The 20,645-nt window shown below is 50.6% G+C and carries 20 protein-coding genes; 9 read left to right on the forward strand and 11 right to left on the reverse strand.

The features are described from left to right. Positions 1-192: 192 nt before the first annotated feature. Positions 193-1,386, forward strand: a complete 1,194-nt coding sequence (locus tag ccrud_RS09205) for a YbjN domain-containing protein (RefSeq protein WP_066566566.1) — start codon at positions 193-195, stop codon at positions 1,384-1,386. A 675-nt stretch (positions 1,387-2,061) separates the two neighbouring features. Here ccrud_RS09205 and ccrud_RS09210 read toward each other — a convergent pair. Then, positions 2,062-2,706 carry a hypothetical protein gene (locus tag ccrud_RS09210; protein ID WP_066566568.1) on the reverse strand — a complete coding sequence of 215 codons (645 nt, stop codon included), beginning with the start codon at positions 2,704-2,706 and terminating at the stop codon, positions 2,062-2,064. A gap of 80 nt (positions 2,707-2,786) precedes the next feature. After that, positions 2,787-3,440, reverse strand: coding sequence for a hypothetical protein (locus tag ccrud_RS09215; protein WP_066566571.1), 654 nt, complete (start codon positions 3,438-3,440; stop codon positions 2,787-2,789). 117 nt (positions 3,441-3,557) lie between these two features. Here ccrud_RS09215 and ccrud_RS09220 point away from each other — a divergent pair, with 117 nt between their 5' ends. Together ccrud_RS09220 and glgX are read left to right on the forward strand one after the other, a co-directional pair. After that, positions 3,558-4,121 carry a TetR/AcrR family transcriptional regulator gene (locus ccrud_RS09220; RefSeq protein WP_066566573.1) on the forward strand — a complete coding sequence of 188 codons (564 nt, stop codon included), beginning with the start codon at positions 3,558-3,560 and terminating at the stop codon, positions 4,119-4,121. Between the two features lie 6 nt (positions 4,122-4,127). Continuing rightward, complete coding sequence (glgX, locus tag ccrud_RS09225) at positions 4,128-6,506, forward strand: glycogen debranching protein GlgX (protein ID WP_082868804.1); 2,379 nt, start codon at positions 4,128-4,130, stop codon at positions 6,504-6,506. A 220-nt stretch (positions 6,507-6,726) separates the two neighbouring features. On the opposite strand, the gene ccrud_RS09230 is transcribed toward glgX, so the two are convergent. From ccrud_RS09230 to ccrud_RS09245, 4 genes are all read right to left on the reverse strand, one after another. Continuing rightward, complete coding sequence (locus ccrud_RS09230) at positions 6,727-7,542, reverse strand: ABC transporter ATP-binding protein (protein ID WP_066566575.1); 816 nt, start codon at positions 7,540-7,542, stop codon at positions 6,727-6,729. Then, entirely contained in the window at positions 7,543-8,553 is a 1,011-nt protein-coding gene (locus ccrud_RS09235; RefSeq protein ID WP_066569792.1) for a FecCD family ABC transporter permease, read from the reverse strand. A gap of 48 nt (positions 8,554-8,601) precedes the next feature. Continuing rightward, positions 8,602-9,582, reverse strand: a complete 981-nt coding sequence (locus ccrud_RS09240) for an ABC transporter substrate-binding protein (RefSeq protein WP_066566577.1) — start codon at positions 9,580-9,582, stop codon at positions 8,602-8,604. A gap of 115 nt (positions 9,583-9,697) precedes the next feature. Beyond that, positions 9,698-10,159, reverse strand: a complete 462-nt coding sequence (locus tag ccrud_RS09245) for a winged helix-turn-helix transcriptional regulator (protein WP_066566579.1) — start codon at positions 10,157-10,159, stop codon at positions 9,698-9,700. Between the two features lie 275 nt (positions 10,160-10,434). On the opposite strand from ccrud_RS09245, the gene ccrud_RS09250 reads away from it, so the two are divergent. The 5 genes from ccrud_RS09250 to ccrud_RS15820 all read left to right on the forward strand — a co-directional run bounded on the left by ccrud_RS09250 (position 10,435) and on the right by ccrud_RS15820 (position 16,414). Further along, on the forward strand, positions 10,435-11,850 hold the full coding sequence (locus ccrud_RS09250) for a 3'-5' exonuclease (protein ID WP_066566583.1): 1,416 nt from the start codon (positions 10,435-10,437) through the stop codon (positions 11,848-11,850). A gap of 87 nt (positions 11,851-11,937) precedes the next feature. Further along, positions 11,938-12,558, forward strand: coding sequence for a hypothetical protein (locus ccrud_RS09255; RefSeq protein ID WP_245670229.1), 621 nt, complete (start codon positions 11,938-11,940; stop codon positions 12,556-12,558). Positions 12,559-12,641: 83 nt separating this feature from the next. Beyond that, the gene (gene treY / locus ccrud_RS09260) at positions 12,642-15,077 is read left to right on the forward strand and encodes a malto-oligosyltrehalose synthase (RefSeq protein WP_066566588.1); all 2,436 of its coding nucleotides are present in this window, start codon (positions 12,642-12,644) and stop codon (positions 15,075-15,077) included. A 57-nt stretch (positions 15,078-15,134) separates the two neighbouring features. Then, a complete protein-coding gene (locus ccrud_RS09265) occupies positions 15,135-16,160 on the forward strand; it encodes a GTP pyrophosphokinase (protein ID WP_066566591.1) in 1,026 nt (341 codons plus the stop codon). A 122-nt stretch (positions 16,161-16,282) separates the two neighbouring features. Next, positions 16,283-16,414, forward strand: coding sequence for a hypothetical protein (locus ccrud_RS15820; RefSeq protein WP_281181331.1), 132 nt, complete (start codon positions 16,283-16,285; stop codon positions 16,412-16,414). 77 nt (positions 16,415-16,491) lie between these two features. On the opposite strand, the gene ccrud_RS09270 is transcribed toward ccrud_RS15820, so the two are convergent. After that, a complete protein-coding gene (locus tag ccrud_RS09270; RefSeq protein ID WP_066566593.1) occupies positions 16,492-16,866 on the reverse strand; it encodes a hypothetical protein in 375 nt (124 codons plus the stop codon). Between the two features lie 365 nt (positions 16,867-17,231). Beyond that, positions 17,232-17,648 (reverse strand): hypothetical protein, encoded by a 417-nt coding sequence (locus ccrud_RS15745; RefSeq protein ID WP_245670231.1) that lies wholly within the window; start codon positions 17,646-17,648, stop codon positions 17,232-17,234. Between the two features lie 617 nt (positions 17,649-18,265). On the opposite strand from ccrud_RS15745, the gene ccrud_RS09280 reads away from it, so the two are divergent. Then, on the forward strand, positions 18,266-19,312 hold the full coding sequence (locus ccrud_RS09280; protein WP_066566595.1) for an LLM class flavin-dependent oxidoreductase: 1,047 nt from the start codon (positions 18,266-18,268) through the stop codon (positions 19,310-19,312). On the opposite strand, the gene ccrud_RS09285 is transcribed toward ccrud_RS09280, so the two are convergent. The 3 genes from ccrud_RS09285 to ccrud_RS09295 are packed head-to-tail and all read right to left on the reverse strand — an operon-like array spanning position 19,309 to position 20,613. Next, positions 19,309-19,689: an RNA-binding S4 domain-containing protein gene (locus tag ccrud_RS09285; protein ID WP_066566598.1), complete on the reverse strand. Its 381-nt coding sequence runs from the start codon at positions 19,687-19,689 to the stop codon at positions 19,309-19,311. The two genes, ccrud_RS09280 and ccrud_RS09285, sit on opposite strands and share 4 nt — an antisense overlap. Positions 19,690-19,695: 6 nt before the next feature. Next, positions 19,696-19,929: a hypothetical protein gene (locus tag ccrud_RS09290; RefSeq protein WP_066566600.1), complete on the reverse strand. Its 234-nt coding sequence runs from the start codon at positions 19,927-19,929 to the stop codon at positions 19,696-19,698. A gap of 30 nt (positions 19,930-19,959) precedes the next feature. Then, positions 19,960-20,613, reverse strand: coding sequence for a YigZ family protein (locus ccrud_RS09295; RefSeq protein WP_066566602.1), 654 nt, complete (start codon positions 20,611-20,613; stop codon positions 19,960-19,962). Between the last annotated feature and the right edge of the window lie 32 nt (positions 20,614-20,645).

Below are 20,645 nucleotides of genomic sequence, written 5' to 3' on the forward strand. Positions count from 1 at the left end.
GAGCTCTGTACTCAAATCCACAGGCATCAACATAATATTTTGAGCCCACTTGTCTATCTATTGTATTCCCCACGTAACAAGTTTCTGATTCGGGTACATCAGAACACATTTGAATTAGACTTGAAACTTAAAGTGACCTCCGCAGATTTGCTTGAATTAAATCAACTTTTACGCTTTTAGATATTGGAAGGAATGGATCTCACCTCTGTGAATGATCGAAACGTCCCCGCCCCAAACACCTCCATTCCTTTCCCCGTAGACCTCAATCGTGTGTCAGAAACTGTCGATTCTTTGGGCTACAATTTTCTCAGTTCCAAAGATCGCATCATCATGCCCTGGCCCGATCACCGAGTCTCAATGTATTTCAGCCGCGAATCTGGGCTCATGTTCACGATTTTGGGCCGCATGCGCCTGAGCCTAGACATGTTCGCCATCAACGATGCCGCCCGAGTGGTCACTCAATGGAATGCAGAACGCATCGGACCAACAGCTACTATCCATCTGGGTGATGACGGCGAAGTAGAACTGCAATTTCGCACCACAATCTGTGTTGATGAGGGCCTCAGCGCACAACAGCTGCGCCAGTTTATTTCCTTGACGATGGATACCACTGCTATGGCCTCTACATTTATTTTGGAGCATTTTTCTGAATTATCTTTCAGCGGCTCAAGCGGCTCGAATGGTTCTAATCGTGAAGCACTCAACAAAGAAGCCCTCGAAGAACTCAGCGATGAACAAGATCAGGCAGATCTCCTAGAAAAAATCAGTGGGCTATACGTACCTGCGCACATCGACAGCCCCCTAGATTTTCTAGCAGACACAGAGTGGGAAGAATCAGAGATGTCAGAAGAAGATCCAGAAGATGACTACTTAGATGATGACATCGAATGGGAATCTGAAGATGAATTCTTCGAGCCGGAAGAAAACCTGATCGCAGATACTGATATCCCTCATGAAGTCATCTTGGACCGCATCCGAGAACAACTTCATACAATTGGTGTGGTGAAAACCAGTGGCGAAGAAGATTTCATCATTGCCTGGATCAACGAAGTATTTTTAGGCTTCTTCGTTGATAACGGTCCAACGTTCTTGGTCAAGGGCCACTGGGATCCCAGCATGGACCCCACTCGGGATTTCATGAAACTTTTCATGATGTGTAACCAGTGGAATGAAAGTTCACTCACAACGAAAGCCTTCTGCCACACCGATGATCAAGGCCTCCAAGTTCGAGTGGAATTTGCAGTATCAGTTGCCGAAGGACTCAATGATGACCAACTGCAACACAATATTGCCTTATCCATCCACCATATTTTGCGGGCTATTGATTCCATCAGCACCGAAGCCACTGGAAAATCAGCAGTGGATTGGCCAGAAAAAGACAGCTGATCTTGTAGAAAGTGAAAAAGATCCAGCCTATAGAAGTCCGCAGTTATTCTGAGGACTGCAACGGTGCTTTAAGAGCGCAAAGCAGACCATGCAACCAAAAGCTAGCCATTTCATACTAAAAAGCTACAACCAACCATGCTGCTCACCAGGCAGTCAAGGGCTTAACTACTTTTAGAGATTTCCAGCTAGTTTGAACCGTGCAGGGGTTGGTTACCCACGCGAGCTGGCCGCGGCTTACTTAAGATGCAAATTCTCGTTCCAAATCGCTAATTTTTGCGAAAATGTGGCAGATTTTTGCATCTAGAGGCCACCATTATGCAAATATTCGTTCGACTTACCAAGCCCCCCGGATGGATGCGGCAGATCCTTGCACCGGAATCTCACAGGATCCCCAATAGCCCCACATGTCTCAAAAACAACCCCCCTCAGACGCCCGCCTAAGAGCCTGAGTGACACCGTTTAATACGAACACCCATTCTAGATATTCAATCCCTTAAATCAACGCACAGCCACATCGATTAGTAATTAACCCTGACTTGGCTCAGATGAGCGCTGAAAAATTACCCCCCATTACAACAAGCCAAAATAAGCCAGTCGCAAAACACTCAAAACACATCGCTCAAAGGCGCTAAACCAGCTTCCTCAACAACTCTAAGTTCCAGTGATTGCGCACATTTAAGATTCGTTCGTCAGATCAGCAACCAGAGAATCTTCAGATGCATCTTCTTCCGGTGTGACAAATGCTGCGCACCAATAGATGCACACTGCTAAAAATGGTGCAACGGCGATAGCTACACCGGGTGTGATTGTGGGTGCAATGTTAAAAGACTCACCAATCGCATCGGCATAATCTGATGGAGATCCATGAAGAAATGCGGATGCAACACCACCAAAAACTAGAAATGCTGCAGAACCGGCGGTGGATACTATGCCCAGCCAGACCAGCATCAACGGGCCTCGGGTGTGAATGGAACGCAAAAATACGATTAGAGCGATGGCAGCAGCCAATACACCAGTTGCGATAACAAACCAGGCGTAGCCGGTAAACGCAGTATTGGTTTCTACTGCGATTGAAGCTGATTCAGCATCTTCAACATATGCAGTATAGGTAGGTCGGATCAGACCCCACAGGATGCCTGCGATGGCAAAAATAGCCAGTGTAATTGCCAAAACACCCGCGTAAATTCCGACTGACTTACTTATGTTTAGCCAGGATCCGGATTTTTTCGGGCGCTCGGAGTACTTCAGCTCCCCGACTCTGCCATCACCTGCATAACCTTCATAAGGATTGCGATCAGTGGAGATGTCGGGGTAGGTCATGGCACTAAAGGATACCTTTGTTGGTTGCGTGTGCTGCAACCGGTGAACCTAAATCGCGAAGAATCAGATTCAATGGAGAATTAATCGCAGAACTTCCATTGTCCGCCTTCGTTGAGGAAGCGCTGAGTTGCGGAATCGGTAGTACCACCAGCGGTGGCAACAACCCATGCGGATGCTGCTTGGCCGTCAACGACAACATCTGTCACAGAATCAACAGTGCCAGTGCCTTCGCCACCCAGTGGGATATCAGGAATGGTGTTCAAATCTAGCTGGGCAGAGTTAGCACCACTGGCCTCAAGAACACGAGTACAGGTGTTGTTAATGGTGTAAGCCAATGATCCACGCAAAGTGTTGGTGTCGGCGTATCCGCGTACCAATTGTTCAATTGCTGCAGCTTCTTCTGGTGTTGCTGTTGCACCATTTTCTACTGGTACGGCCTCAGCAAAAGTTACTGGGTTTTCAGCTAGTTCTTGAGCAAGAGCGTCTAGCTGAGCCTTTTCAGTGTTATTGATTGTAGGTTCCGTAGTCACTGCCGATTCTGACTCAGTAGACACGGTGGTCTCTGCAGCTTCAACTGATGTAGAAGCGCTGGAAGAAGTAGAAGATTTTGTCGTAGCTGAGGTGGTCGATGCCGCCTCAGAATCGGCAGAATCACTGCTACAGGCGCTCAAGAAAAGCGGGGTGACCATGAGTGCCACAAAGGCAGCCTTCTTGGAGGAAATGCGAATAGACAAAGTTCTGCTCCTGATAGATCATCGAGTTGCTCCGGAAACGTTTGGAATTTCTGGAGGTTTCACGCAGATTACCCTAGCAAAACAATCTTGCTGTGAGCCGGATACAGTCCTGTCATTATGCTGGGAATTGTGCAGTTATCTAAAGAAGCAATTATCAAGGCGTCCGTTGCCATCTTAAGTGAATACGGTTTGTCCGATATGACGATGCGTCGCGTCGCAAAGCAATTAAATGTCGCGCCGGGTGCGTTGTATTGGCATTTCAAAAATAAGCAGGAGCTTATCGACGCCACCTCGCGCCATCTCCTGGCGCCTGTGCTGGAACACAGTGAAGAGCAACAATCAAGCAGCTCTGCGCAGGAAACCTGCGCAGAGCTGCGGGCACTCATGCTACATACCAAGGACGGAGCTGAAATTGTCAGCGCTGCGCTTAGTAATCAACTACTGCGCAAAGATTTAGAATCACGTATTTCCACATCTTTTGACAACCCTGATGAGGTGGGGGCGTTTACGCTGTTGCATTTTGTCGTTGGTGCCGTTCTCACTGAACAGACTCAACTCCAACTGCAGGAATTAACTGGTGATTCGGAAGAACTTGATGCCACGACAAGCTTCGAACGGAGGTTTAGCCAGGGGGTAGAAACCATAATGGCGGGTCTAGAGGCCCTAAGCCATATAAGATGACGTTTCATGACATCAACGAGTGAGCACACGTACCAAGTTTGGCCCGGGCATGCTTATCCTTTGGGTTCAACCTACGATGGCGCTGGAACAAATTTCGCGATCTTTTCCGACGTCGCAGACCGCGTTGAGCTGTGTTTATTAGATGCAGATAATAATGAAACCCGTATCCCTTTGGAAGAACGCGATGCCCACATTTGGCATTCTTATCTTCCTGGTGTGCAGCCGGGCCAACGCTACGGCTTCCGTGTGCACGGCCCCTGGAACCCTGATGATGGTAAACGCTGCGACCCGAACAAACTTTTAGTTGATCCCTACGCGCGTGCCTTTGATGGAGATTTTGATGGACACCCATCGTTGTTCTCCTATGACATCACCAATCCTGATGATCCCCACGGACGCAATACGGAAGACAGCATCGATCACACGATGAAATCTGTCGTGGTCAATCCGTTCTTTGACTGGGGAAATGATCGCGCACCACGGATTCCCTACAATGAAACCGTCATCTACGAAGCCCATGTCAAGGGTATGACCATGACTCACCCGGATGTTCCAGAGGAACTCCGGGGCACCTATGCAGGCCTTGCGCACCCTACAATCATTCAGTACTTAGTTGATCTCGGCGTGACGGCCATTGAACTCATGCCCGTCCACCAGTTCCTCCAAGATGATCGTCTGCGTGACCTTGGGATGCGCAACTATTGGGGATATAACTCCTTTGGTTTCTTTGCTCCTTATACCGATTATGCAGCCAATACCAATCCAGGCGGTGCTGTAGCAGAATTTAAGGGACTTGTACGCAGCTACCACGAAGCCGGCCTAGAAGTGATTTTGGATGTGGTGTACAACCACACTGCTGAAGGCAACCACATGGGTCCAACCATTTCTTTCCGCGGCATCGACAATGAGGCTTACTACCGCTTGGTTGAGGGCGATAAGCGCCACTATATGGATTACACCGGCACCGGTAACTCCCTTAATGTTCGCGATCCACATTCTCTCCAATTGCTCATGGATTCACTGCGCTATTGGGTCACCGAAATGCATGTCGATGGGTTCCGCTTCGATCTGGCATCCACGTTGGCGCGTGAGTTTAATGATGTTGATCGCTTGGCAACATTTTTCGATTTGGTTCAGCAAGATCCTGTTGTATCCCAGGTAAAGCTCATCGCTGAGCCATGGGATGTCGGCGAAGGCGGCTACCAGGTGGGTAATTTCCCTCCTTTGTGGACCGAGTGGAACGGTAAATACCGCGATACTGTCCGCGATTTTTGGCGCGGCGAACCAGCCACCTTGGGCGAATTTGCTTCCCGTCTGACTGGTTCCTCTGACCTGTATGCCAACAACGGCAGGCGCCCTACTGCATCAATCAACTTCGTTACCGCCCACGATGGCTTCACCCTTAATGATCTGGTGAGCTACAACGAGAAGCACAACATGGCTAACGGCGAAGACGGCCGTGATGGCGAATCCCACAACCGTTCGTGGAACTGTGGTGTTGAAGGCCCCACTGATGATCCGGAGATCCTGCAGCTGCGCGCACAGCAGCGCCGCAATTTCCTCACCACTTTGCTGTTATCGCAAGGCACTCCGATGTTGTCCCATGGCGATGAAATGGCTCGCACCCAAGAAGGCAATAATAACGTTTACTGCCAGGACAATGAGTTGGCGTGGGTCAATTGGGAGCAGGCTGAAGAAAACGCAGATTTGGTGAGCTTTACCAGGCGTTTGTTGCGGATCCGCGCAAATCACCCAGTGTTTAGGCGTCGCCAATTCTTAGCGGGTGGTCCATTGGGTGCGGATGTCCGTGATCGTGATATCGCCTGGTTGGTCCCCAATGGCACGTTGATGACCCAAGATGACTGGGATTTCACCTTCGGTAAATCTTTGCAGGTATTTTTCAACGGCGATGCCATTGAGGAGCCAGATTCCCGCGGACAAAAAATCCGCGATGATTCTTTCATCCTCATGTTCAATGCGCACTTTGAACCCATTGATTTCACGCTCCCCCCAGAGCAGTTCGGTATGAAGTGGAAATTGCTTGTCGATACCACTGAAGCTGTGGGACATCCACTGGAAGATCTCACCATCGAAGCAGGCGGCTCAATTACCGTCCCTGCGCGTTCCTCGATGCTGTTACGCCAGGTAGAAGCACCTGATTACACCAAGCTCGATGCAAAGATTGCTGCCGATAAACGCGAATTGGAATTAGCAGCAGAAAAAGAAGCAGCGGACGCTGAAGCAGCATTGCGGTTGGAGGCAGAACAGGCAAGTGCTCAAGAATCTGAGTTAGCCCACCAGCACGGAGCTGATCTGGAGGAAGCCGATGATGTATCTGAGGAAGATCTGGACACTCCTCCAGAACAAGAATCAGATGCGCTCTAAGTAACTGCGGACACCGGATTAGCGCACGCTTGTCCGGTGTCTCTAGTTATCAACCTCACTACAGGGAACGTCCAGCTGATTTCAGGACTTCGACGCTGGTGTTTAGCGATCTGGTTTGAGAAACCTCCGCGCGCCATCGTATTTGACCAACAACCTACCTTCTATAAGCTGCTTTGGTCTCCAGGTGAAGTAAGGTTAAAAAAACTGCGCGGACACCAGACTATCTGCCAGAGGGCCGCGTAGGGATCACCACGGGACGCCCATCAACAGTGCTCACAGAGACATGTGCCGCATAGATTGTGGTGATGCGCTCTTTTGTCAACACTTCTGCAGCGCTGCCTTCGGATACTTTCTCACCATTGTTCATCATCAGCACGCGATCGCCGTATTGAGCGGTCAGGGTCAGATCGTGCATGGCTGCTACGACGGTGAGGTCACGTCGGCGGCGGGCGGCGTCGATAAGCTCTAGTGTTTCTTGGGCATGCCCGATGTCAAGCGCGGAGGTCGGCTCGTCGAGAAGCACGATGCGCGGCTCTTGGGCCAGCGCTCGCGCGAGGCTGACTCGTTGGCGCTCACCACCGGATAACGCACCGAGTTCGCGCTGCGCAAAGCGCTCCAAGTCAAGCTCTGCCAGGCATCGACGCACAACCTCATCATCGGCGTGCCCGGGTGCGTAGCTGTGCGGATGCCTCCCCAGCAGCACATAATCAAACACGCTGAGCCCCGCAGGAATTGTGGGATGCTGCGGCATCAGTGCCACAGTGCGCGCAAAATATCGGCGTTGCCGGGCAGCTTTCAGGCCAAGCGATGCCGCCAGGCCATGCTTTTCGACGCGCCCCTCTGCGATCGTTAAACTTCCCGAATCAAGTGCCAAGACTTGTGCAAGGGCATGCAGCAACGTACTTTTTCCACAGCCATTAGGGCCAACAAGGTTCAGCCACTCCCCTTGGCTTACAGAAAAACTCAAACCATTAACAGCAGGTTGTGGTGCGTGTAGATATCGAACGCTCACATCTACACATTCAATAATCGACATTTATTCCCCTTTGACCACGGCACGTGGCCTGCTGGTTCTACGCAAAATGAACAAGAAGAACGGGGCACCAATGGCAGCGGTCACCACACCGACGGGCAATTCCTGAGGTGCCATCAATGTGCGTCCGGCAGTATCTGCCAACACGAGGAAAATAGCCCCCCACACCAAAGATAACGGCAGCAACATGCGATGCCCTGAACCCACAATGAGGCGCAAAGCATGCGGAACGATAATGCCAACGAACCCGATTAAACCAGAGATGGATACCACTGCAGCCGTGCCGAGCGTGGCCACGAGCACCACGCCGATACGCACAAGACCGGGATCAACGCCCAAAGTACGAGCCTCAATATCTCCCACTGCCATCACATCCAGCAACCGCGCACACGCCATGATCACCGTGGCGCACAGACCTGCAACAATCCCAACAATGACAATCGATGACCAGGCGGTGACATTGAGGTTGCCCAGCATCCAGACATAAACCTGCGCAACAGTATCGATGTGTCGCTGTTGAATATACGTCTGAATCGAACTGGCGAAAGCCGCGACTGCCACACCTGCCAAAATAACCACCGTGGCAGAAGATCCCTGACCGACTCCCCTGCTGACCACGATCGTTGCTGCTACTGCAGCCACTCCGCCGAGAAATGCTGCACCAATCACGCCCACATTAGATGCCGATATTCCTAGAACAGTGCCTCCAACAATCACTAGCGTAACGCCCAAACCAGCCCCTGCCGACACGCCTAAAAGATAGGGATCCGCCAACGGATTCCGAAATACTGCCTGATAGGCCGCACCAGAAATAGCAAGTGTTCCGCCAACAATGATCGCCGTGATGATACGCGGTAGCCGGATATCAAAAAAGATGGCCTGTTCCCGGGCACTTAAGCTATCCTGCCCACTGATATGTGCAAACACCGCCGTGGGCTGGAGATCAATCACGCCACTAAAACCTGCAAACAACACCACTAACCCCAAGATCACGACCGATAAAGCGGTAGCCATCAGGGGGTTGTTGAGGAATTTTTTTACCACTGTGTGTAGTTAAACTTTTTACGCAGCTGCAGGTTCTGCATCTGCAAGCTGATTCAGCTGTGCTGCGATATCTTCCACTAACTGAGAAACGCGTGGTCCCCAGCGAGAAGCAATATCCTCATCCAGCACGTAAATTCGATCATTGATCACTGCATCCACGGTGTTCCAGCCAGGTCGTGCTGCGATATCTTCTGCAGTCAGGTTCTCTGATGTGGCATCACTTAAGAAAATAAGATCTGGGTTTGCGGCAATCACTGCTTCATTAGAGAGCTGTGGGTAGGCATCGCCGCCTTGGGCGATAGAAGTCAGTCCAAACATCGCATACACCTGGCCGATGTAGGTTTGGTCAGAAACTGTGAACAAATCACTTCCCAGTTCATGGAAATAGCTCAAGCCTTGTTCTTTTAGCTCATCAGGAATGGTTGCCAGGGCAGCGTCAATATCTGCTTTCATACCGTCAACCACATCGTGTGCTTGTTCCTCATGGCCGGTGGCAAGACCGACTTGTTCAATCTGTGTGTAGGTGGAATCCACATTGTCTGCGGCGGGAATGACCAAAGCATCTACCCCAGCAGCGTCCAATCCGCTCAGAATAGAATCATCAAATGATGCTAAAACCACCAAATCTGGATCATAATCCAGGATTGACTCTATATTAGGTGTGTAACCAGAAAGACCTTCCACCAGTGGTGCTTCTACCGGATAGGTGGAGTACTCATCTACAGCAATAACCTGCGACCCAGCGCCCACGGCAAACAGTGTTTCAGTGATTGCCGGCGAGAGGCTCACGATGCGTTCTGGTTGATCCTCAATCGTTACTGGCAGTTCTGGGGAAAAGGTCACCGTGACAGGAAAACCTTCTTGGCTTTGTGCCGGCGCCTTGGAAGCCTCAGAATCAACCGCTTCATCATTGGTGGTGCTGCTACACCCTGCTAGCAAAACTGTTGCTAAAAGCGCTGAAAGTCCGGCGGTGAAGCGTGATGCTGTGGTAGAAACCATGAAGATACACGGCCCTTCTTCTATTGGATTTGTCCACAACATCTTAGCCTGTCGAAACCTCAGTACTTAATACTGGATCCAGCTCAGCACCTGTACAGCTCAGCGAAAATAGGCACTACGCAGAGCGGTAGGCTTCTACTTCTTCAATGTTTTCCACTGCCCAGTGATACATGGCACGGCACGGCTCAATTACTGAAGTACCCAGCTCAGTGAGCTGGTAATCAACACGTGGAGGAACAACAGCGTGAGAAGTACGAGTAACCAAGCCATCTTCCACCAAAACGCTTAGACGCTGGGTCAGCATTTTCGGGGTAATGCCTTGCACTTGATCTTTGATCTCACCGTTGCGTAAAGCACCATTGGCCATGCTGAGCAGAATCAACACTGCCCATTTGTCGCTGATGGTATCGAGCAGATTGCGGCTCGGACAGTTCTTTTTAAAAGGTGTCACTGAATCAGCCTGGGCTGATTTCCGCTTTGCATCACGAATATCGGTGACGGTAGCTTCCCTGGTGTTTCCAGCCATCACTGTCTGCGTAGCCTCGGCCACTGTGACTTGCTCAAACTCTGCGTTCATTGAAAAGCTCTTTCATCATTAAAACTGAAGTGGTCCGACTCTTTAATCTCCACCACCAAAGGTGGGTGCCAGATCGGAGTTCCTAATTTAAGTCCCTGATACCTAATGCGTCGTGATTTTTCCCCTGCGCGTTACATAATCGACAAGAGTTGATTTGATTGTTATTTTCTTCGCAGCTTTTACCAATCTTATCGACAACCCCCGGCGCGCTTATTTGATGTCCGATGCACCTAGTAGGGTGGTGTCCATTGATTCAGATCGAAAGGACCACACCTGTGATCGCGGCACACGGCGCATCCATCTCTTTGGATGATTCCACTCTTACCCTTAACTACTCTCCCCTTTTGGCTGCTCTTTCCCAGTCCAGCGCACAGACGGAATCTGTTGATCTTTCTCAGGTCAGCGGTGTGTCAGTGCAGGAGCCTACTGCGTATACGCATGGTGTTTTAACCTTGGAAGGAACTGGTGGCGGCATCTCCAAAGCCATTAAGTTCGCACCAAATACTGTGGCTGATCTGTCTGCGCTTGCAGCGGATATCGAGGCAGTGTTGAAGGGGGAAAAACCACGCAATATCGGTGGTCACACCCCAGCAGATGATCTTCCAGCGTCAGTGTTGGGTCTAGATTTTGTGGGCTTTGATGTGGAAACTGCCAATGATGATTGGGGGTCTATTTGCCAGATTGGTTTGGTGAAATACAAGGATGGCCTTGAAGAATCATCTGTGTCTTGGCTGTGTACTCCGCCACCAAGCTTGAATGTCTTCAACGAGATCAATATTGGTATCCATGGCATTACCCCGGAGATGGTCGCGGAGCAGCCAAGTTTTGCTGATCTGGTGCCTCAAATGGTGAATTTCGTTGGTGAGCTTCCGCTCGTTGCGCATAATGCACAATTTGATTTCACTGCGCTGTTCCGTGCTTGTGCCGCTTCTGGTCTCCAGGTTCCAGAAATGATGTACGGCTGTTCGCTTACCCTTGCGCGCAATGAAAAACTTCCAGTGGAAAACCATAAGCTGCCCACAGTGGCCAGCCATCTTGGGTTTGAGCTAAAAAACCATCATGATGCCACAGAAGATGCGCGTGCCTGTGCAGCAATCACCATTGCGTTAGCCCAGCGCCATAATTTTGAGGGAAGCTTTGTTGATTTCGTCCATAGCCGTGGGTTTACTCTCGGCACTGTGGATAGTGAGAAGGTTTACCCTGTCTTAAAAGATCGCTCCGGGGCAAATGTTGTGTTGCAGCGCCGTCGCTTGGGCTTAGATAAATCTGCCGGTTCCGCAGAGGTGCAGTCTGCAGCAGTTGAACCTGCGTGGGAATTTCCTGCGGCTGCGCCTAAGAAGAAAACTCAACGCCGTGCTCCATGGGACAAGGTGGCAACACCTGAAGTAATTCCTGATCCTAATCCAGATGCGGATCCTGCCAGCATTCTGTTTGGGCACAATGTCACTCTCACGGGAGATTTTGAACCCTATGAAAAGGGTGACCTGTGGCAGAAAATTGCAGATCAAGGTGCACTTATTGGTAAGAATGTCACCAAGAAAACCACCATTTTAGTGGCAGGTCCTTGGACGAGTATCACCAGTAAGCAAAAGCGTGCAGAAGAGCTGAAAGAAAAGGGACAAGACATTCAAATTTGGACTGAGAAGCAGCTATTTACAGCGCTTGGTCTTGATGAACAACCCCCGTTCTAGAAAAACTTTTGCATAATTGGGAACCTAAACGCCCTTTTCACAGTCCAATCCCTTTAAGAGATAAATTTTTTCTAAGGGGATTGAGAGATGAACACACAAACGTTGATGGTGGTTCGTGCAGCCACCATCCAGCCTCGGCTGCGTAACCGGCAGTGGACACACACCACACGTTTAAGCACTGACGGTTTTTGTGATAAACCAGCCACCCTGAATCTTTCCCATGACCTGTTCATGGGAATGGTCAATGGACAGGCAACGATCAGCTATCGAGCACTAGCTGAAATGGGACTATCCACCAGGCAAGCCTGGGATCAGGCTGCACATAATTTAGTCCAAGCAGCTACCACCCCTGAGGGAATTCGCTTTGATTTGCGTGATGGGGTCACTACCACGCGTATTTCTTCCCCATCACTACAGATAAGAGTTCCTGGTGCACCGATGACAGCGTGGTTAACTCATCCCAGGACTTTTTCTTTAGTAAATCGGCACCTAGAACTGCGCCTGGGTCCAGCACCGCTATATTTAGCCCCTACTGCAGACACGCTTATTGCCCTTCCTGCAGGTTCTCTATATATGGGCCAATTTGAATTATGGGCGCGCAGCTTTCTTAAACAAAGCGGAAAAGAGGGAGTCGTCGACAAGCTTCTTATTTATAGGCACGGATTCCCGGCCCCTTATCAGCCAGCCCATATGGCGCTGGCGGCTTAAAGTTTTACGACGCCGATGAAGCATTCTCACTAAGATCAAGGGCGTACCGTACGATTGTGCAAAACTTTTAAGGATGTATTTTCATGGCACGCCCTATTTCCGCTACGTATAGGCTTCAAATGCGAGGACCTCAAGCAGATAGCGCTGGACGCGCCTTTAGTTTTGCCGATGCGAAGGCTCAACTGCCCTATTTGAAGAAATTGGGCATCAGCCACCTCTACCTCTCCCCTATTTTTACCTCCATGCCCGATTCCAACCATGGCTACGATGTCATTGATCCCACCACCGTTAATGAAGAGCTCGGTGGTATCGATGGTTTTCGAGAATTGGCTGCAGCTACCCATGAACACGGCATGGGCATCATCATTGATATTGTGCCCAACCATTTAGGTGTTGCGGTCCCCCATTTAAATCCATGGTGGTGGGATGTGTTAAAAAATGGCCAAGACTCTGCCTTTGAGTTCTACTTTGATATTGATTGGCATGAGGATAACGGTTCCGGCGGAAAACTCGGCATGCCGATTTTTGGCGCTGAAGGCGATGAAGACAAGCTCGAATTCGCTGACCTTAATGGCGAAAAAGTGCTCGCTTACTATGACAATCTCTTTCCCCTTGCGCCAGGCACCACAGCAGGCAGCCCCCAGGAAGCTTATGAACGCCAGCATTATCGCCTGCAATTTTGGCGCGATGGAGTCATTAATTACCGCCGCTTCTTCTCCGTCAATACGTTGGCCGGCATCAGGCAAGAAGACCCCATGGTCTTTGAACACACGCACCGACTGCTGCGCGAATTGGTAGCTGAGGACCTTATTGATGGCGTGCGCGTTGATCACCCCGATGGACTATCCGATCCTTTCGGCTACCTCCACCGCCTCCGCGAACTCATCGGACCGGATCGCTGGCTTATCATCGAAAAAATCCTCGGCGTCGACGAACCACTTGACCCACGCCTCGCAGTGGATGGCACCACCGGATACGACGCACTACGAGAATTAGACGGTGTGTTCATCTCTCGCGAAGCAGAAGACCGCTTCTCCATGCTCGCACTCACACACAGTGGATCCACCTGGGATGAACGAGCCCTCGAATCCACCGAAGCCAGCCTGAAAAGAGCAGTCGCACAAGAAGAACTCGCCGCTGAAATCCGACGACTTGCCCGCGCCATGCGCCGCGATAACTTCTCCACCGCCGGCACCAATGTCACCGAAGACAAACTCAGCGAAACCATCATCGAATTAGTCGCCGCGATGCCCGTCTACCGCGCTGATTACATCTCGCTTTCCCGCACCACCGCCACCATCATCGCCGACATGTCCAAGCGTTTCCCTTCCCGCCGCGACGCACTAGACCTGATATCCGCAGCCCTCTTAGGCAACGGTGAAGCCAAAATCCGCTTCGCCCAAGTCTGTGGCGCTGTGATGGCCAAAGGTGTAGAAGACACCACCTTCTACCGCGCATCCCGGCTTATTGCCCTGCAAGAAGTCGGTGGCGCGCCGGGCAGGTTTGGCGTCTCCGCTGCCGAATTCCACTTGCTCCAAGAAGAACGCAGCTTGCTGTGGCCACGTACTATGACTGCGCTGTCCACGCACGATACCAAACGCGGCGAAGATACCCGCGCGCGCATCATCGAACTCACCGAAATGCCCGATATGTTCTCCGAGCTGGTGAACCGTATTTCCGCAGTACTCCCCGCACCAGACGGCGCAACAGGCCATTTCCTCCTGCAAAACCTGCTCGGTGTCTGGCCGGCAGACGGGATCATCACCGATAGCCTCCGCGCCCGCTTTAAGGATTACGCCTTAAAAGCCATCCGCGAAGCATCCATAAAAACAACCTGGGTGGACCCCAACGAATCCTTTGAGGCTGCGGTCTGCGATTGGGTGGAAGCGCTTTTCGACGGTCCCTCCACCTCGCTTATCACCGAATTTGTTACCCGCCTCCATCGCGGTTCTGTGCAGGTTTCTTTGGGCAGAAAACTCCTCCATATGGTGGGAGCAGGCGTACCCGATACCTACCAAGGCACAGAGTTCTTAGAAGACTCCCTGGTAGATCCCGATAACCGACGCTTTGTGGATTACACCGCCAGAGAACAAGTACTAGATCAATTACTCACCTGGGAGTGGAAGAGTATCTCGTGTCTAGAAGATCTCGTAGAACATGCCGATATCGCCAAAATGGCAGTTGTACACAGAGCTTTAGAAGTACGCGCTGAGTTCCCCTCCTGCTTTGTCGGTGGCAGCCATCAGGCAGTTTTCGGTGAAGGTCGTGCAGAATCCCACATCATGGGTATTGCCCGTGGCACAGAAAGAAACCGCTTGAGCATCATCGCGCTGGCAACCAGGCGCCCTCTCATCCTGGAAGATCGCGGAGGGTGGCATGACACCACAGTCACCCTTCCTGGCGGATATTGGGAGGACAAACTTACTGGGCAACGTTTTAGTGGCGTCGTTCCTGCCGCTGAATTGTTTACCCACTTGCCGGTATCTTTGTTGGTTTTAGTTCCCGAAAGTGAGTTTTAATTCCGGCGTTTTGATCCCGATGTAAGAAAGTTGGTGGCACTACCATGAGCAATCGTTATGTCTGACAACACACTTTCCCAATTTGGCAGTTACTATCACGAATTCCGCCGTGCCCACCCCACGGCAGATGTGGAATTCCGCCTAGCAATTGAAGAATTGCTCACAGACGGTGGTGTCACCTTTGATCGCGTCACCACACGCGTTAAAGAATGGTCAAGCTTGAAGGCGAAAGCCCGCAAACGCCGCGAAGATGGTTCTGTGATTTATCCAGATCCACGCAATGATATCCACGACATGATCGGCGTGCGGATCACCACCTACCATTCCACGGAAATTCCCGTGGCATTGAAAGTGTTGCAGGATTCTTTTACTGTCCGTAAATCTGTTGATAAAGCAGCAGAAACCAGAATTTCTGGCGGCTTCGGATACGGCTCACATCACCTGATTCTAGAAGTTGATGACACCGCAGACGATCTCCAGGAATACAAAGGCCTTGTTTTCGAAGTCCAAGTAAGAACTGTGCTGCAGCATGCCTGGGCAGAATTTGAGCATGATATTCGCTACAAACGCGCCGATGTCTCCAACCCGGATGATTTCAGCGCAGAAGTAGATCGCATGTTTACCCTGGCAGCCGGACTGATTGAACTAGCTGATCAGCAATTCGACCAGATTGCAGCATTGAAAGAAACCAGCCGCGTTACCGATGAATCTGTGGAGCTCACCGCAGAAACACTTCCTGGAGTATTGGCGATGCTCATTGGTAACAGCTTCCCTCGCCCACGCTCCACCAATTACCGTTTCCTCGAAGATATTCTGCTGGCAAACTCCATCAGCTCGGTGGCACAACTGCGTGATCTCCTTGACCCCACTGATATCGAAGTGCTGCTGAAGGTGATGAATTACCGCTTCCATCCAGGACAGATCCGCATCATCGACGATTTGTTGCTGAAACGTTTTGGCCAAGCTCATATCGATGCCACCGTGGCAACAGATTCACAGCCACTTAATGCCAAGAGAGGCAGGCAGTTAAAGCGCAAACTGGAGCTGATGACTCAAGCGCATCTTGTGGAACCGCCAAACTAATCTTCGTGTTTTGCTGACCCCGGCTGAAATTCTCGGAGTTTCACAACCTACAATGCACTAAAACACCTGTTACGCTAATGCAGCAGATCATTTTGTATATTCCAAGCAAGGAGCCAAATATTATGGGTTCATCCATCGTGGACTTCCCGATGCTCGCAGACTTCCTCCACGTGTGGGGCCTGACCGTCGCTGATTTCTTCCGCCCAATGGGCATTAATTTCCCACCAGCTGACTGGAGTTTGAGCTCTATCTAGGCCTTCCTTGGCTTTAAAGACTGCGCTAAGAATCGCAGCGGCACCACCGGTATTTTGTGCTGGTGGTGCCTTTCTTTCTACAACATGATCTGCGTGTTGGCATCGACAGTGCTTGGGAAACAATCCACTCGCACATCAGGATCATCCATAATCAGATGCTCCATTGTTTGGTCATAAGCTTCATTGGAATCTTCCACATTCACCACGGTGACAACAAAGCATAATTTATGTTGGCTCGGATATTCACCGTTGTGCTCAATCTGATATTGCTCAGCAAGGCTTTCCCAGTGACCGCTGTTTTCACTCAGCCGCAGGCCTTTCGCCACTGATACCACTTCAACGCCTTCTACCTTGGCAAGATCATTCATTCGGCCTCGATAAGTTTGATATGCCTCATCATGGTCTGCTTCTTCAACAATGAAATACGTAACGCATACATATTGAGTCTTCATGAACTAAAGGAGCCTTTCTTATCGATCGGAAATCGGTGTCTAAGATGCCCAGCAGAGTAGGAGCGTGATCTAGTTTCTCTGTTAGACGCTACCAATGGCTTGAGCAGAAATCTCAAGAGTGCGACCATGGTTGTCGAAAGCCCCCGGAACGATCCCTGGTTTGACTGGACTCAAAAATCTGGAATACGAACCAAATCGCCGGGGTTACTGCATTTTCAAGGCTTCCAGTATTGCTCACCTCGGGTGTGGCCCTGGTTTCTCCAGGTTATGAGCTCCCCTAGCTGCACTGCATCTGTGAACCAAAAGGTTTGCCCTGGATCCCACCCAGCCAACATGCCAGCTCTTTTATGATCTAGAACAACCACTCACCCAGCTGTAGCCAGATAGCCTTGAAAACTTAAATGCACACCGTCGTAATACTGGGCTACTTGTGCATAGTCTGGAATAACCCAGTCGTGTGGATATCCGGTTGCTATCTTCCAATTCGGCCTGTCAGCCATTGGTATCTCTCGTGGGAAACGTCTGCACAAGAATACCCAATCATCTGGTCCATTGATCGTAAATACCCGAGCTCCTGGCGATATTGTGGCGTGCTGTACCTGTCCGATGTTCCATCCAAGACCATCTTCAACAAATCGCAGGCTTCCTGGAATTCCATCTTCCAGTTCTCCAGAGGTCCGGATAAGTGTCCGTGGTGGTCTTGACCACCACACATCAGGATGCATTGCCTCCGCCTGCCACATCTTCAAAGCATCCTGAGCCGAAAGAACTGATTGAACCAAAGAAGTATCCTCTCTGGAGGCTGATATCGCCTTCCAGCTCACAGAGGATTGTCCCTCAGCAAAAAACTGCTTAGACCACGGTATCCAAAAAGGGGATGCGTGCACATGGTGAGCGATTCGGAGAAGACCGCGTTTTAAAGGATGTGAAGCCAACAGTAAATCTATATTCGATGGTGGTTCCCAATATGCAGCATTATTGACGGTGCTGTCGAGCGCGTCGTATATCAGTTTCGGAGTCAGCTCGATTAAAGGAACCTGTTCCAACAAAGGCGCAAGCTTCCGAGCTCTGGCTAAAATAGTGTACGAAGGGCTAATTCCGCGTCTCCGGGTGTTATATCCAACGTCTCTACCCAACCGCCACAGAACATGTTCTAATGTCTGGAACCCTGATTCCTCAATGAAGCCGTTATCAAAAGCCACTGCAAGGTTCATCAGGAAATAACGTCCCCGAGGCCCTAAAACTATATCGTGCACTATATCCACAGCCCCCAACATAGATACTCTTACTTACCGCCATCCTAGAACACCTCAAACCTTGCGGGAATATCCCCCAACCCCATATTGTTGATGTATCTACAAATGCTTTTTAATAAGCCCTTTTACACAGAAGGAAACTCATGAAGAATATCTCTTTCGGCCTTGATACATTCGGCGACAACACAGTGGATCTCCAAGGCGCACCGGTCTCCCCTGCACAAACTCTCCGCAATATCGTCGAAGAAGCAAAGATGGCAGAAAAAGTCGGGGTAGATATCATCGGCATCGGTGAACACCACCGTGAAGACTATGCAGTTTCTGCGCCTGACATCGTGATGACTGCCATTCTGGCTTCCACAGAAAAACTGAAAGTTACTTCTTCTGTCACAGTGCTGTCCTCTGATGATCCAGTGCGTATTTTTGAACGTTATTCCACCATGAATGCGCTGTCTCAAGGACGTGCGGAAATCACCTTGGGTCGCGGTTCCTTCATCGAATCTTTCCCACTGTTTGGTTTTGATCTCCAGGACTACGAAAAGCTTTTCAGCGAGCGTCTAGATTTGTTTGCCAAAATCCTTGCTGCTGATAGCCGTGGAGAAGCCATCACCTGGCACGGTGAAACTCGCCCAGCATTGGAAAACCAGATGCTCTATCCTCCAACAGAGGCTGGAATCCAGGCATGGGTTGCTGTCGGTGGCAGCCCTGAGTCAGTGGTGCGCGCAGCCAAGTACCGTTTCCCATTGATGCTTGCAGTCATTGGTGGCGCAGCGGAACGCTTCCGTCCTTATGCGGATCTCTACAAGAGGGCCAATGAGCAATTCGGACAGCCACAGATGCCAATTGGTGTCCATTCCCCAGGCCTTGTCGCTGCTACTGATGCGGAAGCTCGCGAGCTTTCCCTAGAGAACTGGTTGGAACAGCAACGAAAGATCGGTGCAGAGCGCGGCTGGGCACCAGCAGATGCGACGCAATTTGAGCGCGAAATTGATCATGGTGCTTTGTACATCGGATCCCCTGAAACAGTTGCGAAGAAGATTGCAAAGACCATTTCTGCACTTGACCTCGATCGTTTCACCCTCAAATACGCCAACGGCCCAACTTCTCACGAGCACTTGCTGAAGTCTATCGAGCTCTACGGCACCGAGGTCATCCCGATGGTCAAGGACATCTTGTCCAAGAAGGCTTAACTCATCCCTCTGAACTCTTCCATTTCTCGTCGTTCTTTTTTCGTGGGCCTACCTGCACCACGATCACGGCGAGGAATAGAAGCCAGCACTTCCATCGGAGGAGGGGGCGGAGTGTGGTCAACATAGCAGGTCTTGGCGATGGGTGCGCCTACCCGCTTCCTGATTGTCCGTAGTACTTCCACGTCTAGTTCTCGGTGGTTTACCCACACGCGCACACGATCACCGGGTAGTACCTGTTGAGCAGGTTTCACCGCAGTGTTGTTGAGTTTTACGTGCCCGGCGCGACATGCTGTTGCCGCATCGGCTCTGGTTTTATAAAGGCGAACTGCCCACACCCACGCGTCGATGCGGACAGGTAACCCATCAGTTTCTGACATAGATTTTTAGTAGCGGTCTTTTTCGTTGATGGTTTTCTGCACCTTGTTGTAGAAGTAGAAGCCGCCTACCACTGCAATGATCAGGCCTAGCCCCATAAAGAATGCAGAACTGGTCAGTAGCCATAGTGCGCCACCTCCCACGAGTCCACCGGCAACGCTTACTACTGCGTTGCGGGAATTTTTGCGTACTTCTTGTTTACGCTTCTCAATTGGATTGCGGGGGAATTGTTGCATGCTCATGGTTGTCTAGTCTAGTGTGCAAGGCTCTCACTAGTCACTCGGGGATTCCACCCACATGTATCCAGCTTCTTTTAAGGCAATTTCTGCACCCATCATAGAAGACAGCTGTGATTCCACAGTGCTCTGTTCACCAGGTAAAAGTGCCAGAGTATAGGTGACTTCTGCGCCATATTCGGTATCGGTGATGATGATGCCCATGCCACGCAACGTTGCTTCAATGCGCCCGGCGTCAGAATGTGGCAGGTCAATCTTAAAGATTTCCCGCACAGAGCGCGTTACCTGTGCAACGTCAGGCAAGAGCTCAGTCACAGCATTGGTATAGGCATTAACTAATCCGCCAGTACCCAATTTCACGCCACCGAAATAGCGCACCACCACGGCCGCAATATCTTTCATGCCAGAGCCGCGCAGAGCTTCCAACATTGGTTTTCCAGCAGTTCCGGAAGGTTCGCCATCATCAGAGGAGCGTTCTACATCATTGGAACCATCCACATGGAAAATAAATGCACTGCAGTGATGCCTCGCATCTGGGTAGAGCTCTTTGATGGAATGAATAAACTCCCGAGCTTGCTCTTGATCTTGCACACGCGTGATATAGGTCAAGAATCTGGATCGTTTAATTTCCATTTCGTACTCAAAGACTTGACCGGATTGAGGGAGTTGGTATCGCGTGAGTTGTGCCATAGCATCTCATATCTTAGCTCGCCCACCTGCCA

Origin of the sequence: Corynebacterium crudilactis (assembly GCF_001643015.1) — a bacterium.
In the GTDB taxonomy this organism is placed as follows: domain Bacteria; phylum Actinomycetota; class Actinomycetes; order Mycobacteriales; family Mycobacteriaceae; genus Corynebacterium; species Corynebacterium crudilactis.

Coding starts and splice junctions, on each gene's coding strand:
- ccrud_RS09205 (WP_066566566.1), top strand. CDS start 193: ATGGATCTCACCTCTGTGAATGATCGAAACGTCCCCGCCCCAAACACC.
- ccrud_RS09210 (WP_066566568.1), bottom strand. CDS start 2,706: ATGACCTACCCCGACATCTCCACTGATCGCAATCCTTATGAAGGTTAT.
- ccrud_RS09220 (WP_066566573.1), top strand. CDS start 3,558: ATGCTGGGAATTGTGCAGTTATCTAAAGAAGCAATTATCAAGGCGTCC.
- glgX (WP_082868804.1), top strand. CDS start 4,128: ATGACATCAACGAGTGAGCACACGTACCAAGTTTGGCCCGGGCATGCT.
- ccrud_RS09230 (WP_066566575.1), bottom strand. CDS start 7,542: ATGTCGATTATTGAATGTGTAGATGTGAGCGTTCGATATCTACACGCA.
- ccrud_RS09235 (WP_066569792.1), bottom strand. CDS start 8,553: ATGGCTACCGCTTTATCGGTCGTGATCTTGGGGTTAGTGGTGTTGTTT.
- ccrud_RS09240 (WP_066566577.1), bottom strand. CDS start 9,582: ATGGTTTCTACCACAGCATCACGCTTCACCGCCGGACTTTCAGCGCTT.
- ccrud_RS09245 (WP_066566579.1), bottom strand. CDS start 10,159: ATGAACGCAGAGTTTGAGCAAGTCACAGTGGCCGAGGCTACGCAGACA.
- ccrud_RS09255 (WP_245670229.1), top strand. CDS start 11,938: ATGAACACACAAACGTTGATGGTGGTTCGTGCAGCCACCATCCAGCCT.
- treY (WP_066566588.1), top strand. CDS start 12,642: ATGGCACGCCCTATTTCCGCTACGTATAGGCTTCAAATGCGAGGACCT.
- ccrud_RS09265 (WP_066566591.1), top strand. CDS start 15,135: ATGTCTGACAACACACTTTCCCAATTTGGCAGTTACTATCACGAATTC.
- ccrud_RS15820 (WP_281181331.1), top strand. CDS start 16,283: ATGGGTTCATCCATCGTGGACTTCCCGATGCTCGCAGACTTCCTCCAC.
- ccrud_RS09270 (WP_066566593.1), bottom strand. CDS start 16,866: ATGAAGACTCAATATGTATGCGTTACGTATTTCATTGTTGAAGAAGCA.
- ccrud_RS09280 (WP_066566595.1), top strand. CDS start 18,266: ATGAAGAATATCTCTTTCGGCCTTGATACATTCGGCGACAACACAGTG.
- ccrud_RS09285 (WP_066566598.1), bottom strand. CDS start 19,689: ATGTCAGAAACTGATGGGTTACCTGTCCGCATCGACGCGTGGGTGTGG.
- ccrud_RS09290 (WP_066566600.1), bottom strand. CDS start 19,929: ATGAGCATGCAACAATTCCCCCGCAATCCAATTGAGAAGCGTAAACAA.
- ccrud_RS09295 (WP_066566602.1), bottom strand. CDS start 20,613: ATGGCACAACTCACGCGATACCAACTCCCTCAATCCGGTCAAGTCTTT.